Raw genomic sequence first — 16,007 nt, 5'->3', positions numbered from 1 at the left:
GTTGGGTTTTGTGAGTCCGTTTCCCTCGCGCTGTTCTCATTGACGAGGCCGGGGCTGGGGAGGCGGACATAGACGCCTCTCGGAGCGCGATGGTCTACAGATGTGGGGTCGTGCCGTAAGCTAATTTGTGCGGCCTGCACCTTGGGTTTATAGCGGGCTAGCAGAGATGAAAAGACCAAGTTGGGGTGCAGCTGATGCGCTCTACGCCGGAAATGAGGACACCGTGGCGGCAGTGATCGAGCGAGCCGAGCTGCATAAGACGATCTGGCGTATCGCCAACGACCTGCGCGGCAGCGTGGACGGGTGGGACTTCAAGAGCTACGTCCTGGGCTTCCTGTTCTACCGCTTCATCTCGGAGAACCTGACGGACTACGTGAACGCTACTGAGCGTGAGGCAATTATCGCCGAAGGCGGAACCCCTGAAGAGGCCGCGGCCTTCGATTACGCGACCCTCAGTAACGAGGACGCGGAAGCGGCGCGTGAAGGCATCGTCAAGGAAAAGGGCTTCTTTATTCGTCCCTCTGACTTGTTTGGGAACGTGCGCGCCCAGGCTGCCGGTGACGAGAATCTGAACGAGACCCTCTCCTACGCCTTCCGCTTCATCGAAAACTCGGCGCGGGGCAGCGGCTCCGAGTCTGACCTGCGTGGCCTCTTCGACGACGTGGACGTGAACTCCACGAAGCTTGGGAACACGGTGGCCCAGCGTAACGCGAAGCTCGTGAAGATCATGGACGCCGTCGGCGATCTGCCCCTGGAACACGGTGCTGCGCAGATTGATGCTTTCGGTGATGCCTACGAGTATCTGATGACCATGTATGCCTCGAGCGCGGGCAAGTCGGGTGGCGAGTTCTACACGCCCCAGGAGGTCGCAGAGGTCCTCGCGACCCTCGCTCTGGATGGGCGCTCCGACGTGACGCGCGTGTACGATCCCTGCGCGGGCTCGGGGTCGCTGCTGCTGAAGTTTGCGAAGCTTCTCGGTCCCTCAAGTAGCCGTCAGTATTTCGGTCAAGAGATTAACCTGACGACGTACAACCTGTGCCGCATCAACATGTTCTTGCACGACGTCAACTTCTCGAACTTCGACATCGCGCTGGGGGACACCCTGACGGAACCTGCCCACTGGGACGATCAGCCTTTCGACGCGATCGTCTCGAACCCTCCGTATTCGACGAAGTGGGTGGGCAAGGACGACATCGCTCTCATTAATGATCCGCGCTTCGCGCCGGCGGGGGTTCTGGCACCCAAGTCCAAGGCTGACCTGGCCTTCACCATGCATATGCTGCATTGGCTGGCAGAGGATGGGACGGCCGCAATCGTCGAGTTCCCGGGTGTCCTGTATCGCGGTGCCGCCGAGGGGAAGATCCGCAAATACCTGGTCGAAAACAACTTCGTGCACGCGGTGATCCAGCTGCCGCCGGACCTGTTCTTTGGGACCACGATCGCGACCTGCATCATCGTGTTGAAGAAGGCGCGTCCCGACCATAGCGTCCTCTTCGTGGATGCGTCCGCCGAGTGCACGCGTGAGGGAAACAAGAATCGCCTGACGGCGGAGAACCAGCAGCGGATCCTCTCCCTGGTGTCGCAGCGTCAGGCGGTGGACCACGTGGCCGCCCTGGTGTCGATTGACGACATTAAGAGCAATGACTGGAACCTGTCGGTGTCCTCCTACGTCGAGCCCGAGGACACGCGCGAGCAGGTGGACATCGTCGAGCTGAACACTCGGATCGCCGGCATTGTGGAGCGCCAGCGTGAGCTGCGCGCCTCCATCGACGCGATCGTCGCAGAATTGGAGGCCGACCGATGAGCCGCCTCGCCGAGCTGATCGAGGAGCTGTGCCCGGACGGGGTGGAGTATCGAGCTCTTGGTGATGTCGCAGAACTCAAGCGTGGGCAGGCAGTGACACGCAAGGAGATCGTGGAAGGGCAGGTCCCCGTTATTGCGGGTGGTCGCGAGCCTGCCTACTATATCGATCGTCCGAATCGGCAGGGTGAGACAATCGTTATTGCGGGTTCGGGTGCCTACGCTGGATTCGTTTCATTTTGGAATGAGCCCATTTTTGTTTCCGATGCATTTTCTATCGTAGTGGATCGTGGCACCCTGCAACCGCGATTCGTCTATCACTGGTTGCGTGGTAGGCAGGAGACGATTCATGCACTGAAGAGCGGTGGCGGCGTTCCGCATGTCTATCCAAAGGATGTGGCGAAACTAAGGTGTCCGATTCCTCCGCTGGAAGTGCAGCGAGAGATCGTGAGAATCTTGGATCAGTTCACGACGCTGGAAGCGGAGCTGGAAGTGGAGCTGGAAGCAAGGCAGGCCCAGTATGAGCACTACCGCAACCACCTGCTCTCGTATGAATCGCTGGCAGCTCGCGGACCGGTTGAAATGTTGAAGCTCGGGGAATTGGCGCATATCGCGACAGGCGGACGAAACACCTCGGATGCCGTCGAAAATGGTACTTACCCGTTTTATGTTCGGTCACAAGTACCGCTCAGCTTGAATGAGTATGACTTTGATGAATCTGCGGTGCTCACAGCGGGCGATGGTGTAGGTGTTGGTAAGGTTTTCCACCATGTAGAAGGTAAATATGCCCTACACCAGCGAGCTTATCGGCTCGTCCCTAATCTAGAGTTGCTCTCCTCAAGGTATTTGTACCATGTGATGGTTTCCCAATTTGGTCGATACCTTGAATCAACAGTCTTTCATTCATCTGTCACGTCGGTGAGGAAGCCGATGCTTGAGCGATTCCCGGTGGCTGTACCGCCTATGGAAGAACAAGACCGAGTGGCAGATGTACTCGATCGCTTTAATGCCCTCGTGAACGACATTACGTCGGGCCTGCCCGCCGAGATAGCGGCCCGCCGCGCCCAGTACGAGCACTACAGGGATCGCCTGCTGTCCTTCCCTGAGAAGAAAGCAGAATAACGAACTGAGGGGCGGGTGTCTGACCCGCCCCTCAGTGGTAACTAGCCCCTGCTTCGACGGGGATCGTTCCCAGGCTTGATGGTGTCCTGGGCGCGGATTCTCCCGTTCTCTCCACGCGTCCGCATCTCGCCGCCACCCTGGTTAGCCAGGATTTCGCGCGCGCGCTCTTGAGCAGCTGCCTGCGTAGGGGCGACTGCGGATGCCTTGGATGCATCCGGTGCAAACACAGCCCATCCTTCGCCATGTCGGCGTACTTCTCGAATGTTCATTCGTCACCTCCTTTCTCCTGTGTAGGGAGAGTAGGAGGAGGCATGCACATCTGCGTCCACTCCATCTGCATATGACGAACACCTGGTGCTCGAGTCCGTGTAGCTGCTTCGACTTCGCACGTAATTCTCTTGCGCGGCTTTTGAAGTGTTCTCTCTAAACCTTGATATTCCGCGGAAAAGACTTCGGGCAGCAGGAGATTGGCTGGGGAATTACGTGCAGGACTCGTTGTTTGTGGTTAGCGCTTTCCTCAACAGTGCCTCCGAATAGTTGTGTTTCCCCTCGCGCGTGCGCGAGGGGAAACACGAGGGCGTGACTTCAGCTTGCCGTCCACGAGTGGACTATTACGAGGCCCTGTTTTGTCAGGTTTCGCGGTCGTCGTCTGCAGGTGATCTGCTTCGTACCCGTTTCAGCCCTTGCCCTGGTGGTCATTTTAGTGTCGACAGTGGCACCAGAGCAATGGGGAGCCGATAGGCAATCATGCGAAAACGGGGTGTTCCAGGTAGTAGCTGTGCATTGCTTCCTGCGTGATAACTGCATTCGAGGGATCGGATGGAGCCAGTCCTTCGCGCGCATTCAGCCAGGGCGATTCAAGGTGCGTCCGTTCACTCAGCTCGGCACCTGTCAGGCTGCCCAGTGCAGAACACACGCTATCGATCAGGGCGCGTTCAGCATCAGTGAGAGCGGACGAGTCGCCGGACATCAGTTCGCCCGGACGAATCAGGAACATGCCGCGATGCAGTGCGTAGAGCTCGGGGGCAACGGGTCCACCGCGCCACGCCTCGAAGTCCTCGGGAAAGAGGGAGGACCCGTACTGAGCGAGGTGCTGAGCTTGAGAATAGAAGGCAAGCTTCTGGAGCTTCATTGTCGGTACCGTATTGGTACGCTCCAGGATGTAGGCTGCGACATCAACGATTGACCGTGCCGTGTTGGTCTCCTCCTGCGCGTAGTTGCCACGCGATTATACTCGGCGTTCAAGGCTATATCAGTCGGGTTGAACAGGCTTCAGGTTTGTCTTTCAGCTGACGCCGCCGGGAGAGCCTGGACGCAGATGACGGTGGGTGACGTTAGCATCGGATCAACGTCACCAGACGGGAGGGAAGCCTCCCGCGTGCCAGCCCCGGCCTCGTGAATGAGACCCGTAGAGAAAGGAACGCGAGTGTCCACCGACGCACCTCGCCCCCGCATCGAACCCGTCGTCGTCTCCGACGAATTCACGGTCGTCGGCCTCTACCACCCGACCCGCGAGCAAGAGCAGGATTACCAGAGCGAAGCCGCCCTCGAGGACGACCTCATCAAACAGCTGTGCGCCCAGGCCTACGAATATGTGGATATCCACGACCGCGACGGACTGGAAGCGAACCTGCGCGTCCAGCTCGAGGCCCTCAACAACTACCGTTTTAGCGACCGGGAATGGAAGGACTTCTACCAGCATTCGATCGTCGACGTCCGCTCCTCCGACGGGAACCCCGTCGTCGCCAAAGCCCGCCGCATCCAGGAGGACCACGTGCAGGTCCTCACCCGCGACGACGGCACCACCAAGAACATCAGCCTCATCGATAAGACCAACATTCACCGCAACAAGGTGCAGGTGATCCGCCAGTACGCCATCGACACGGGCGCGCGCTCCAACCGCTACGACGTCACCATCCTCGTCAACGGCCTGCCCCTCGTCCACATCGAACTCAAGCGACGTGGCGAAGAACTGCGCCAAGCCTTCAACCAGATCGACCGCTACCAGCGCGACTCCTTCCACGCCGGCGCCGGTGACGGACTCTTCGGCTACGTGCAGATCTTCGTCATCTCCAACGGAGCCCACACCAAGTACTACTCCAACACCGTACGCCTCCAGCACATCACCGAAAACCAGGGCAAGCGACGGCAGGTGGCCGCCGCCAACGCGCGATCTTACGAATTCACCATGTGGTGGACCGACGCCGCCAACAATCAGATTCCGGACCTTACCGACTTCGCCGCCACATTCCTGGCCAAGCGCACGATCCTCGCCATCCTTACGCGCTACTGCGTGCTCAACACCCGCGATGAACTCCTCGTGATGCGCCCCTACCAGATTGCCGCGACCGAAGCGATCCTCCAGCGCATCAAGACCTCCAGCATGAACAACCAGACGGGCACCGTCGCCGCCGGCGGATACATCTGGCACACCACCGGTTCGGGAAAGACCCTCACGTCCTTCAAGACCGCGAAGCTCGCCGCCGGCATGGAGGGGGTCGACAAGGTTCTCTTCGTCGTCGACCGCAAGGACCTCGACCACCAGACCATCCGCGAATATAACGCCTTCGCCGAGGGAACCGTCTCCGCCAACCAATCCACACGCCAGCTCGCCCAGCAAATCAACGACCCGTCCACGCCGATCATCGTCACCACCATCCAAAAGCTCGCGACCTTCGTCAAGAGCCACCGTGGGCACGCCATCTACTCCGGGCACGTCGTCCTCGTCTTCGACGAATGTCACCGCAGCCAGTTCGGCGACATGCACACCGACATCACGCGAGCCTTCCGCAACTACCACCTCTTCGGCTTCACCGGAACACCCATCTTCGCGGAAAATGCCTCCAGCTCCGGCAAAGCAAACCTACGGACGACCGAGCAGGCCTTCGGGGACCAGCTGCACTCCTACACAATCGTCGACGCCATCCGGGACAAGACCGTCCTGCCGTTCCGCGTCGACTACCTCAACTCGTTCCGCGTGCGAGACGGCATCGACAACCACGACGTCGAAGGCATCGATACCGACAGCGCCTACATGAACCCGCAGCGCATCTCGGCCGTGGTCTCCTACATCCTCGAACACTTCAACCAAAAGACGAAGCGGCACGCCTCCTTCCAGTACAAGGAACGGCGCGTCAACGGCTTCAACTCCCTGTTCGCCACCTCCTCCATCAAGGCCGCCCGTGCCTACTACCAGGAGTTCAAGCGCCAGCAGGCTGACCTGCCGGAGGCGCGCAGGCTCAGCGTCGGAATCATCTACTCATACGCGCCCAACGCCGAGGCGCCGGGCACCGGCCTGCTCTCCGAAGAATCCATGGATCCTTCGGCCCTCTCCCAGGACGACCGTGCCTTCCTCGACGAGGCGATCGCCGACTACAACCAGCAGTTCGGTGCCAGCTTCGGCACCGATGCCTCGGGATTCGAGGGATACTACACGAGCCTGTCAACGGCTCTTGCCGAAAGACGTATCGACCTGGTGATCGTCGTCGACATGTTCCTCACCGGCTTTGACTCCAAGTCCCTCAACACCCTGTGGGTCGACAAGAACCTGCGCGCCCACGGCCTCATCCAGGCCTTCTCGCGCACGAACCGAATCCTCAACTCCGTCAAGACTTTCGGAAACATCGTCTGCTTCCGTAACCTCGAAGAGGCCACGAACGACGCGATCGCCCTCTTCGGCAACAAAGAGGCGCGCGGTCAGGTACTCCTGCGCCCATACGGAGAGTACCTGTCCACCTACCTCGAGACCATCGAGCAGCTTCGCATCGGCTTCCCCCTGCCCATCGGATCGATCGCATCTGAAAAGGAACAGAAGCGCTTCATCGACCTCATGGGGCAAATCCTGCGCCTGCGCAACATCCTCACCTCCTTCGACGACTTCGAGGGTGATGACATGATCGCCCCGCGTGAGCTCGAAGACTACAGGAGCGTCTACCTGGACCTCTATCACGAGGCGCGCGAGCGCTCGAAGGTGGAGAAGGAACCGATCGCAGACGAGCTCGTCTTCGAAATGGAGCTTGTCAAGCAGGTCGACATCAACGTTGACTACATCCTCATGCTCGTCGAACACCATCGGGGCGAGCGCGGCGACGGCGACGACCGCGAAATCCCCGTCGAAATCACGCGCGCCCTCGCCGCTTCACCCGCCCTGCGCGGCAAACGCGACCTCATCGAAGAGTTCTACCGCCGTGTGTCCCTCAATGGGGACGTTCCCACAGAGTTCGAGTCCTTCATCGCCGCCAAGCGCGACAGCGAACTCGAAGCAATCATCGAGGCCGAACGCCTCGGCGAGGGCGCGCGGGACTTCGCGTACGACTCCCTGCGCGAGGGCTACGTCCCCGACGAAGGGACCGGCCTGTCCTCGATCCTCCCGCCGGCCCGCCGCTTCGGTGGCGGTGGCAGTCGCGAAGCCATCCGCTCGCGCGTCCTCGACGCCCTGCGGACCTGGGTCGAACGCTTCTCCGGACTCGGAGGACTGTGACGAAACGGCCCCGGCCTCGTGATGGCGAGGTCGGGGCCAGTTTTCGCCTTTTGTCTAGTGGCAGGGGAGCGGTCGAAGCCGCTCCTGAGACAACGGACTATTGCTTGTTGGTGTCGGTGTCGGTGTCGGTGTCGGTGTCTGTGTCGGGGTCTGCTTCGATAACCCCGGTGGTCGCTGTTGGGGCGTCTGCAATGTTGGAATCGCCCGGGATCTCAGTTTCAGCCGGAGCGGCGGGGCTGGTAGGGGCGCTGGGCGTAGCAGTGAGTCGTGGGCTCAACCAGCGGAAGAACTCGCGGAGTCCCCACGCGCACAAGGCGGCCACGAAGTGGTAGGGCAGCCAGTGGGTCACGAGCCCCCAGTCGGAGCTGGGGCCGCCGACATAATATCCCAGCAGAACTCCCAAGAACCACAGGGCAGCCACGTCGGAGACTACGGCCCCCACGATGGCGATACCCTTCCACCATCCGCCCTTCTCGAGGAACTTTCGGGTAATGGCTATCAACACCTGGAAGAAGGTGAAGAAGCCCATGAAGCCATAGAAGTAGAAGTCGGTGAGTGTCAGGCTCATGCCATAGGAGACCGGCAGTCCGGCAAGGAAGATCACGTGGAGGACCAGGTATCGGACGATGAACGTCATGATGCCTCGCGGGTCCCTCGATTTTGTCATTCCTCCATCTGCGTCTTCGGAGCTGGTGAGGTTCTCCGTAACAGCCGGATCAACGGCATCGACAGGGGCGCTGGGGGTCGCAGTGTCTCGTGGGCTCAACCAGAAGAAGAACTCGCGGAGTCCCCACGCGCACAAGGCAGCGACGAAGTGGAAGGGCAGCCAGTGGGTCACGAGCCCCCAGCTGGGGCCGTCGGATATACCTCCTATCAGCCATCCCAAGAACCACAGGACGGCCACGTCGGAGAATACAGCCCCCGCGATCGCGACAATTTTCCACGATCCGGCCTTCTCGAGGAACTTTCGCGTGATGGCTATCAGCACCTGGAAGAAGGTGAAGAAGCCCAGGAAGCCAAAGAAGTAGATGAGTGCCAGGTCCATGGCATACGAGAGCGGGAGCCCGACCAGGAAGATCACGTGGAGGACCAGGTAACGGACAAAGAAGTTAACAATCCCTCGCGGGTCACGCGCATCTGTCATGCCCCCATCCTAACGGGGTTCTCAGCTGCGAGGTCCAGCCCTTCAAGCCTCTAGCATCACGGCGATACTAGCCCGTCCAGCTTCCAACCCCGGCCCCGTTGATCAATGAACGAACGCGGTCACCGGACCGCTCAAAGGCTCCTACACTGTTCTCATCCGCCACAAAAGAGCAAGGCCGCTGAATGCAGCGCAGGCTCAGATGAGCGTGTCGTTGAGCGGGAAAGTGAGGAAGAACGATGTCGTCCACCGAGCAATACCTGGACTTCGTGCTCGACCTGCTGGGCGAGCTGGAAGACGTGGCGCACCGCAAGATGATGGGCGAATACGTCCTCTACTACCGGGGCAAGGTCATCGGCGGCATCTACGACGACCGCTTCCTGCTCAAGGTCACGCCCGCCTCCTCACGGCTTCTGCCCGAGGCCCCGCGCGCCATCCCCTACGAGGGAGCGAAGGAGATGCTCCTCGTCGAGGTGGAGGATCGCGACGTACTGCGCGACGTCGTCGACGCGATGTGGGAGGAGCTACCTGCACCGAAGAAGAGGAACAAGAAGTAGGCGTCTGGCCCCGGCCTCGTATTGTATGAGGCCAGGGTCGGGCAGCATGTTCCTCCTGATGGCAGGGGAGCAGAAGCTCAGAGGGAGGAGACGAACTCCGCGAGGTGCTTCGCGTGCTCGCGCGAACGCTGCACCATGTCGGCGCGCGCCGCCTCATCCGTGCGATTCGCGTACGACACCCCGTACAGGGGAAGGCTCCCCGCAAACTCCATGCCCGTCAGCGCGCACGTCGCCTTCGCGGGCGTCAGCAAGTCGTTGAAATCGACGGAGTCTGGCGCGTAGTAGGCCTGAGAAGCCCCCGTCGTTACCGACACGACCAGCTTCTTACCGCGCAGAGCAGTACCCGAAGACCCGTGGCTGAAACCGCGCACAAACACGTCCTCCATCCACTTCTGCAGCAGCGCCGGCCAGCCGTACCACCACAGCGGATACTGCAACACGATGACGTCCGCGGCGCGTAGCTTTTCCTGCTCCGCCTCAACGTCGAAGGCGTACTCCGGATAGAGGTCATCGAGATGATCGATCTCGGCGCCAGGAAGCAGGACCGAAAGTTCCTCCAGGATCGTCTTATTCGCAACTGAATCATCGCCGGTGCGCGGGTGTCCCGACACGACCAGAACGTTGGACATCGCATTTCCTTTCGTTGATGTGAGGAGTCTACGTCCGCCCGTGGCCCCTGAACAGGGCCTGGACTTCCGTTTCGCGCGGGGTGAAGCCCCGTCCCAGAACGCAAAACAACGCGGTACTACAGTAGAAGCATGGCCAACACCGACTCCCAGCCCCTCACCCTGAACCGTGTCCTCCTCGTCATCGCGACAGGCGTACGCGCTGGATTCCTCTCCGGACTCTTCGGGGTGGGAGGCGGCCTCCTCATCGTGCCCGCCCTGATGGCCGTCCTGGGCATGGATCAGCGCCGCGCCTCGGCCACGTCGCTTGCCGCCATCATCGTCACCGCAGCCGTCGGCTCGGGTAACTACGCCCTGCACGGCGAGGTCTCCTGGGCAGGAGCCGCCCTCCTCGTGGTCGGCGCGCTCGCGGGCTCCCAGATCGGCGTGTGGCTCCTGCGCCGCCTCCCCGCGCCCGCCCTGCCCTGGATCCTCATCGGCTTCACCGTCTTCGTCATCGTCTCCCAATACCTGCACGTCCCCACGCGAGAGGGAACCGTGTCGCTGACCCCGGCCTCGTGCGCCCTCATGATCCTGGTCGGCCTGTGCGCCGGCATCCTCTCCGGCCTGGTCGGCGTGGGCGGCGGATCCGTCATCGTGCCCGGCATGGAGCTCGCCGTCGGCGCGGGAGACCTCATCGCGCGCGGCACGTCTCTCCTCGTCATGATCCCCACCGGCATCGCCGGCACCGTCACCAACCTGCGCCACCGCATGGTCGACCTGCGCGTCGGCCTCATCGTCGGCGTATCCGCAGCGGCCACGACCCCCGTCGGGCGCCTCGTCGCCACGTGGGTATCCCCGAGCGTGGGTGCGATCCTCTTCAACATCTTCCTGCTCTCCATCATTGCCTCAACGATTCTGAAGATGCGCAAGAAGGCGCGCGCCCAGGGCTGAACGAAACGGCCCCGGCCTCGTCAATGCGAGGTCGGGGCCGAAGCGTTTACCGCTAGCGCGACGAGCGGATCACTCGTCGGCGGCGCTGGGGTGCGTCATGTCGGCGGGAACGACCCACGCGTCGAACTCCTCGGCCGTCAGGAAGCCGAGCTCGAGGGCGGACTCGCGCAGCGACAGGCCCTTGTGATGCGCGTTCTTCGCGATCTTCGAGGCCTTGTCGTAACCGATGTGGCGGTTCAGGGCGGTCACCTGCATGAGGTTGATGTCCAGGTTGTGCTGGATCTTCTCGTAGTTGGGCTCGATGCCGTACGCGCAGTGCGTATCGAAGGACACGCAGGCGTCGCCCAGCAGGCGGATGGACTCCAGGACGTTCCAGGCCATGACGGGCTTGAAGACGTTGAGCTGGAAGTTGCCCTGCGAGCCGGCGAAGCCGACCGTCGCGTCGTTGCCGAACACCTGGGTGGCGACCATGGTCATGGCCTCGCACTGGGTCGGGTTGACCTTGCCCGGCATGATGGACGAGCCCGGCTCGTTCTCGGGGATGATCAGCTCGCCGATGCCGTTACGCGGACCGGAGGCGTACCAGCGCACGTCGTTCGCGATCTTCATGAGAGCGTCGGCCAGGACGCGCAGCGCACCCGAGACCAGCACCAGCGCGTCGTGCGCGCCCAGGGCGGCGAACAGGTTGTCGGCCTGCTTGAACTCGATGCCGGTCTCCTCGGAGATCTTCTTGGCGGTGAGCTCGCCGAACTTCGGGTGAGCGTTCAGGCCGGTGCCCACGGCGGTACCGCCGATGGCCAGCTCGCGCGCACGGGTGTCCGCGTACTCGATGCCGTCGAGGGCGAAGTCGATCTGAGCAACCCAGCCGGAAATAACCTGGCCCAGCCGGATCGGGGTGGCGTCCTGCAGGTGGGTGCGGCCCACCATGATGACGTCCTCGAACTCCTTGGCCTTCTTGTCCAGGGTGTCACGCAGCTGGCGCACGCGCGGGTACATGTCGTGCAGCTCGGAGACGACCGCGATGTGCATGGCGGTGGGGAACGTGTCGTTCGAGGACTGGCCGCGGTTCACGTGGTCGTTGGGGTGGACGGGGGACTTGGTGCCCATGGTGCCGCCCGCGAGCTCGATGGCGCGGTTGGAGATGACCTCGTTGGCGTTCATGTTCGACTGGGTGCCCGAACCGGTCTGGAAGACGACCAGCGGGAAGTTATCGTCGAGCTTGCCGGAGATGACCTCGTCGCCAGCCTGCGCGATGTAGCCGGCGATATCGGCGGGCAGCTCGCCCAGCTCGGCGTTGGCCAGGGCCGCGGACTTCTTCAGGATGCCAAGGGCGCGCACCATCGGGCGGCCCCACACGAAGGTGTTGCGTCCAATGTCGAAGTTGTGCAGCGAACGCTCGGTCTGAGCGCCCCAGTAGCGGTTCGCGGGGACCTCAACGGCGCCCATCGAGTCGGTTTCAGTACGGGTTTCTTGTGCCACAGGTGGCTCCTTCGCGTAGGGCTTACGTACCTCTCTAGGATAGCGCCGCACACGCGATGAGGCGTGGGGCACTCGTCCTAGTCGCGTCCTAGTCGCGTGCGCGGGCCTCGAGATCAGCGCGGCGCAGCAGCCACCAGGCGCAGGCACACGACAGGGCGACGAGCGAGAGCGCCAGCAGGAAGGGAGACAGTGGCATCCAGCCGTACAGGGCCGTGGCGCTCACGGGGGCCACGATCCACGTGATAGCGCCGGTCGCGTTGATGACGCCGGCGATGCCGCCCTGCTCGCGCGCGCTCACCGCCAGGGACGCGCCCGCCGAGTAGCCGGGGGAGGCCATGCCCGAGGCGACGCCCATCGCGAAGGTCGAGACTGCCAGCGCCCACAGCGACGGCGCGATCGTCAGGCAGGCGAGGGCCACGAGGGCGAGCGTCATGCCAACGCGCAGCAGCATGCGCGGACTCCATCCGAGGCGCGGTACGACGATCAGCTGCATGAGCATGGCTCCGGCGGCGTTGGCCAGCAGCATGAGGGCGGTGACGGAAACTGCGGGAGCGGGCTCGAGTCCGCCGCGGTCCTGGACGAGGAAGCCCATCGTGATCTGAACGACGCCGTTCGCGAAGTAGATGCCGAACACCGAGGCGATCCACGGGGCGATGCGCCGGTCGGTCCACCTCACGCGCGGGGGCAGCTCGGCGGTGGCCTTCGCCCCGCTCGCGTTATCGTTCGCCGCTTCAGTCGACGAGGCCGGGGCCGCCTGCTCGGGCTCCGTGTCCTTGGCCGTCAGGCGGGGCAGGCGCCTCCTCGGGCGCGTGGATGCTCCGTCGCGGGGGAGCCAGATGAGGGCGATGGCCAGGGCGATGAGGACAAAGATCGGGGTGGCGTGCACGGGGCCGAAGATCCACCAGGCGCCCAGAGCCGACGAGACGAGGGAGCCGACCATGACGGACAGGTTGATCGCGCCGGAGAACGCGGACGTGCCGCGCACGCGCGAGGCCTCGTCGGGGGTCACCTCGGCGACGAGGGCCTGGCCCGTCGGCGGGATCGCGGCGACGGCAGCGCCGAAGAAGGGGCCGCGCGCAGCCATGATGGCGCCCGCAGCGACGAAAGCGCCGATGTAACCGGCCGCTCGCGCCCACACGGCCGCCGAAAAGAGCGTGCCCGCCGTGAGCGCTAAGAAAAGAGCCAGCAGGATGACGCGCCTGCGTCCCCAAGCGATCGAACGGCGCCCCCAGAACTGGCTGAGCGCCGTCACCGCGGCGGCCGCCAAGGAAACGGCCGCGCCCACAATCCACTCGGGCAGGTTCAGGGCACGCGACAGGGGAGCGATCGACACGTTGAGCATGTTCTGCGCCGTGTACGTAAACAGCGCGATCGCCACGAGTGCGCGCAGCGTCGGATTCGTCAGCAAAGGTGATGAGGGCACAATGCATCCTACGACGAAGGCCCCGCGCGATGCGCGGGGCCTTGCCGGACAGACGTCACAACGGGGAAACGCTTAGCGCTGCACCCAGGTGCTCACCTTCCAGCGAGCGTCCCCGGAGCGCTCACGCCACTCGGCGTCGCTGCGCTCTTCGTCCCTACGCCACAGCGCCGGATCCAGCGGCGGCGCATACACGAAGGTCGAACCCTCGGGAGCGCTCGCGGCCACGTCCAGCTCCAGGTCGGTCACCACGGCCTCGTCCAGGAGGGGGAGGGTCTCGGCGTACAGCTGAGCCCCGCCCGTGATCCAGATGTAGGGGGCGTCCGTTCGCGAGGTTTCCTCGCGCGCGATCTGGAGCGCCTCGTCGACGGAAGACACAACGAGAGCGCCCTCGGCCTCGTACCCGGGGGTACGGGTGATGACGATGTTCGTGCGGCCCGGCAGAGCGCGCCCGAGAGCCTCCCACGAGCGGCGACCCATGATGATCGGGCAGCCCATCGTGGAGTCCTTGAAGTGCCGGAAATCAGCGGGAACATGCCAGGACATGGCCGTGCCCGTCCCAATGATCCCGTTGCAATCCTGCGCCCAAATCGCTCCCAGCTTCGTCATACCGCGACCGGAGCCTTGATCGTGGGGTGATGCTGGTAGTCCGTCACCGAAATATCATCGAAGGAGTACTCGAACATCGAGGGAGCGTGTCCGAGCTCCAGGCGCGGGAACGGGTACGGCTCGCGGCTCAGCTGCTCGGTCACCTGCTCCGTGTGGTTGGAGTAGATGTGGCAGTCCCCGCCCGTCCAAATGAAGTCGCCGACCTCCAGGCCCGCCTGCTGGGCGAACATGTGGGTGAGCAGCGAGTAGGACGCGATGTTGAAGGGCACACCCAGGAACATGTCTGCGCTGCGCTGGTAGAGCTGCAGCGACAGGCGGCCGTCGGCCACGTACAGCTGGAAGAACGCGTGGCAGGGCTCGAGCGCCATCTGCGGCAGATCACCGACGTTCCACGCGGACACCACCATGCGGCGCGAATCCGGGTTCGTCTTCAGGGTCTCGAGGACCTGGGAGATCTGGTCGATGTGGCGACCATCCCCGGCATTCCACGAACGCCACTGGACGCCGTACACCGGGCCCAGCTCGCCGTCCTCGTCCGCCCACTCGTTCCAGATACGGATCCCGTTGTCCTGGAGCCAGGACACGTTCGAGGAACCGGAGAGGAACCACAGGAGTTCGCCGACCACCGACTTGAGGTGTACGCGCTTCGTCGTGATCAGCGGGAAGCCCTTGGACAGGTCGTAGCGCAGCTGCGCCCCAAACAGGGAACGCGTGCCCGTGCCGGTGCGGTCGCCCTTCGGGGTGCCCTCGGCCATGATGCGCGCCAGCAGGTCCTCGTACTGGCGGTCGACGGCGGTCACGTCAGTTGATCCGCTCGTTCGTCCACGTGTGCGAGGCCGACAGCGCCTGGTCGACGACCGAGTGCTCGATCGTGCAGTTGCGCTTGATCGCGGCATCGGCGCGACGCTTCAGATCCTCGATCTCTTCCTCAGACAGTGCGGACATGTCCTGGACCAGCTCGACGTCCACGTGCGTGAAGCGGTCGTTGTCCTGGTCGTAGTCGGCGGAGACACCGACGAACTGCTCGAAATCGTCGCCCAGGCGGGCGGCCATGCGCGCGTCTGAACTCATCGCGTTGCAGCCCGCGAGCGCGAGCTTGAGCAGGTCGCCGGGGGAGAAGAGGCCGGGGCCGTGACCGATGCGGATTTCGGCGCCGTCCTGGTTGCGGGCGACGTACTGACGCACGCCCGTACGCTGCATGTACAGAGACTTAGGTGTATCACTCATGGCACCTATTGTGTCGCGAAAAGACCCCGCCCGCCCGAAATACAGCGCCGGGCGGGCGGGGTTCCGCGCAGAGCGTAGCGTGGGCTCAGCGATGCTCCTCCAACCACTGTGTGGCCAGCGCCTGCTCGCGCTCCACGACGCGGCCCAGGTGCGCCACAGCCTCCTTCTCGATGCGCCCGCCCAGCAGCGGCACGCGCACCGACACGTTGCCGGTCACCACGCGAACACTGCCCTCCTCGGTGCCCGCCAGCGTGGACGTGGCCTCGACGGACACCGGGGCGCCGTCGACGGTCACGGACGTGCGCGAGGTCGCCCCGGCCTCGTTCGTTGTCCACTCCTCGGTGAAAGTAATGCGCAGATCAGACTTGACAAAGCGCGCGGCCGCCGCCGGAATCAGCTCCGGGCGCACGGTGCCCGCAAAGGACACGCGCTCACCCTCCACCGACACGGCCTGGGAACCCTCCACGACAAACTGGCCGAAGCGTCGCTCCAGGTAGGCGGGGGTCAGGTACATGGCGACGACCTCGTCGACCGTACCCTGATAAGAAATAGACTGCGTGAATTGCATGGCTCTCCTGACGAAAGAAGCGGCGCCGAAGCGTGTCCCGGCGCT

15 protein-coding genes are annotated in these 16,007 nt (G+C 63.2%); 5 read left to right on the top strand and 10 right to left on the bottom strand.

Going from position 1 to position 16,007, the window contains the following annotated elements; translation table 11 throughout:
* Positions 1 to 223 precede the first annotated feature (223 nt).
* Together JJJ16_RS05295 and JJJ16_RS05290 are read left to right on the top strand one after the other, a co-directional pair.
* On the top strand, positions 224 to 1,804 hold the full coding sequence (locus tag JJJ16_RS05295; protein ID WP_219751645.1) for a type I restriction-modification system subunit M: 1,581 nt from the start codon (positions 224 to 226) through the stop codon (positions 1,802 to 1,804).
* A complete protein-coding gene (locus JJJ16_RS05290; RefSeq protein WP_219751644.1) occupies positions 1,801 to 2,922 on the top strand; it encodes a restriction endonuclease subunit S in 1,122 nt (373 codons plus the stop codon). The genes JJJ16_RS05295 and JJJ16_RS05290 overlap by 4 nt, the downstream gene beginning before the upstream one ends.
* 41 nt (positions 2,923 to 2,963) lie before the next feature.
* On the opposite strand, the gene JJJ16_RS05285 is transcribed toward JJJ16_RS05290, so the two are convergent.
* Positions 2,964 to 3,191, bottom strand: a complete 228-nt coding sequence (locus tag JJJ16_RS05285; RefSeq protein WP_219751643.1) for a DUF2188 domain-containing protein — start codon at positions 3,189 to 3,191, stop codon at positions 2,964 to 2,966.
* A gap of 476 nt (positions 3,192 to 3,667) precedes the next feature.
* Positions 3,668 to 4,054 carry a Panacea domain-containing protein gene (locus tag JJJ16_RS05280; RefSeq protein WP_219751642.1) on the bottom strand — a complete coding sequence of 129 codons (387 nt, stop codon included), beginning with the start codon at positions 4,052 to 4,054 and terminating at the stop codon, positions 3,668 to 3,670.
* 294 nt (positions 4,055 to 4,348) lie between these two features.
* Here JJJ16_RS05280 and JJJ16_RS05275 point away from each other — a divergent pair, with 294 nt between their 5' ends.
* Positions 4,349 to 7,402, top strand: coding sequence for a type I restriction endonuclease subunit R (locus JJJ16_RS05275; RefSeq protein WP_219751641.1), 3,054 nt, complete (start codon positions 4,349 to 4,351; stop codon positions 7,400 to 7,402).
* A gap of 97 nt (positions 7,403 to 7,499) precedes the next feature.
* Here the strand turns inward: JJJ16_RS05275 and JJJ16_RS10255 are convergent, their stop codons facing one another.
* Positions 7,500 to 8,546 (bottom strand): hypothetical protein, encoded by a 1,047-nt coding sequence (locus JJJ16_RS10255; RefSeq protein ID WP_318836527.1) that lies wholly within the window; start codon positions 8,544 to 8,546, stop codon positions 7,500 to 7,502.
* Between the two features lie 236 nt (positions 8,547 to 8,782).
* Between JJJ16_RS10255 and JJJ16_RS05260 the strand changes: the two genes are divergently transcribed.
* A complete protein-coding gene (locus tag JJJ16_RS05260; protein WP_219751640.1) occupies positions 8,783 to 9,100 on the top strand; it encodes a TfoX/Sxy family protein in 318 nt (105 codons plus the stop codon).
* A 77-nt stretch (positions 9,101 to 9,177) separates the two neighbouring features.
* On the opposite strand, the gene JJJ16_RS05255 is transcribed toward JJJ16_RS05260, so the two are convergent.
* Positions 9,178 to 9,729, bottom strand: a complete 552-nt coding sequence (locus JJJ16_RS05255; RefSeq protein ID WP_219751639.1) for an NAD(P)H-dependent oxidoreductase — start codon at positions 9,727 to 9,729, stop codon at positions 9,178 to 9,180.
* Positions 9,730 to 9,858: 129 nt separating this feature from the next.
* On the opposite strand from JJJ16_RS05255, the gene JJJ16_RS05250 reads away from it, so the two are divergent.
* A complete protein-coding gene (locus JJJ16_RS05250; RefSeq protein ID WP_219751638.1) occupies positions 9,859 to 10,659 on the top strand; it encodes a sulfite exporter TauE/SafE family protein in 801 nt (266 codons plus the stop codon).
* A gap of 69 nt (positions 10,660 to 10,728) precedes the next feature.
* Here the strand turns inward: JJJ16_RS05250 and fumC are convergent, their stop codons facing one another.
* From fumC to JJJ16_RS05220, 6 genes are all read right to left on the bottom strand, one after another.
* Positions 10,729 to 12,138 carry a class II fumarate hydratase gene (gene fumC / locus JJJ16_RS05245; protein WP_070834482.1) on the bottom strand — a complete coding sequence of 470 codons (1,410 nt, stop codon included), beginning with the start codon at positions 12,136 to 12,138 and terminating at the stop codon, positions 10,729 to 10,731.
* An 88-nt stretch (positions 12,139 to 12,226) separates the two neighbouring features.
* On the bottom strand, positions 12,227 to 13,561 hold the full coding sequence (locus JJJ16_RS05240; protein WP_219751637.1) for an MFS transporter: 1,335 nt from the start codon (positions 13,559 to 13,561) through the stop codon (positions 12,227 to 12,229).
* Positions 13,562 to 13,633: 72 nt separating this feature from the next.
* Positions 13,634 to 14,167: a dihydrofolate reductase gene (locus tag JJJ16_RS05235; protein ID WP_219751636.1), complete on the bottom strand. Its 534-nt coding sequence runs from the start codon at positions 14,165 to 14,167 to the stop codon at positions 13,634 to 13,636.
* The gene (locus tag JJJ16_RS05230; RefSeq protein ID WP_219751635.1) at positions 14,164 to 14,967 is read right to left on the bottom strand and encodes a thymidylate synthase; all 804 of its coding nucleotides are present in this window, start codon (positions 14,965 to 14,967) and stop codon (positions 14,164 to 14,166) included. Before JJJ16_RS05230 ends, JJJ16_RS05235 begins: the two co-directional genes overlap by 4 nt.
* Before the next feature lies 1 nt (position 14,968).
* Positions 14,969 to 15,394: an OsmC family protein gene (locus tag JJJ16_RS05225; RefSeq protein ID WP_003794191.1), complete on the bottom strand. Its 426-nt coding sequence runs from the start codon at positions 15,392 to 15,394 to the stop codon at positions 14,969 to 14,971.
* An 85-nt stretch (positions 15,395 to 15,479) separates the two neighbouring features.
* Positions 15,480 to 15,962: a DUF2505 domain-containing protein gene (locus JJJ16_RS05220; RefSeq protein ID WP_219751634.1), complete on the bottom strand. Its 483-nt coding sequence runs from the start codon at positions 15,960 to 15,962 to the stop codon at positions 15,480 to 15,482.
* Positions 15,963 to 16,007 lie beyond the last annotated feature (45 nt).

This window comes from Schaalia sp. ORNL0103 (assembly GCF_019429565.1).
Taxonomy (GTDB): Bacteria; Actinomycetota; Actinomycetes; order Actinomycetales; family Actinomycetaceae; genus Pauljensenia.
The sequence above is the reverse complement of the archived record's forward strand: the minus strand, read 5'-3'. Positions and strand labels throughout refer to the sequence as shown.

Excerpts from the sequence above, each read along its gene's own strand:
- JJJ16_RS10255 (WP_318836527.1), bottom strand. The coding sequence starts at position 8,546 with ATGACAGATGCGCGTGACCCGCGAGGGATTGTTAACTTCTTTGTCCGT.
- JJJ16_RS05235 (WP_219751636.1), bottom strand. The coding sequence starts at position 14,167 with ATGACGAAGCTGGGAGCGATTTGGGCGCAGGATTGCAACGGGATCATT.
- JJJ16_RS05290 (WP_219751644.1), top strand. The coding sequence starts at position 1,801 with ATGAGCCGCCTCGCCGAGCTGATCGAGGAGCTGTGCCCGGACGGGGTG.
- JJJ16_RS05280 (WP_219751642.1), bottom strand. The coding sequence starts at position 4,054 with ATGAAGCTCCAGAAGCTTGCCTTCTATTCTCAAGCTCAGCACCTCGCT.
- JJJ16_RS05250 (WP_219751638.1), top strand. The coding sequence starts at position 9,859 with ATGGCCAACACCGACTCCCAGCCCCTCACCCTGAACCGTGTCCTCCTC.
- JJJ16_RS05225 (WP_003794191.1), bottom strand. The coding sequence starts at position 15,394 with ATGAGTGATACACCTAAGTCTCTGTACATGCAGCGTACGGGCGTGCGT.
- JJJ16_RS05285 (WP_219751643.1), bottom strand. The coding sequence starts at position 3,191 with ATGAACATTCGAGAAGTACGCCGACATGGCGAAGGATGGGCTGTGTTT.
- JJJ16_RS05260 (WP_219751640.1), top strand. The coding sequence starts at position 8,783 with ATGTCGTCCACCGAGCAATACCTGGACTTCGTGCTCGACCTGCTGGGC.
- JJJ16_RS05220 (WP_219751634.1), bottom strand. The coding sequence starts at position 15,962 with ATGCAATTCACGCAGTCTATTTCTTATCAGGGTACGGTCGACGAGGTC.
- JJJ16_RS05255 (WP_219751639.1), bottom strand. The coding sequence starts at position 9,729 with ATGTCCAACGTTCTGGTCGTGTCGGGACACCCGCGCACCGGCGATGAT.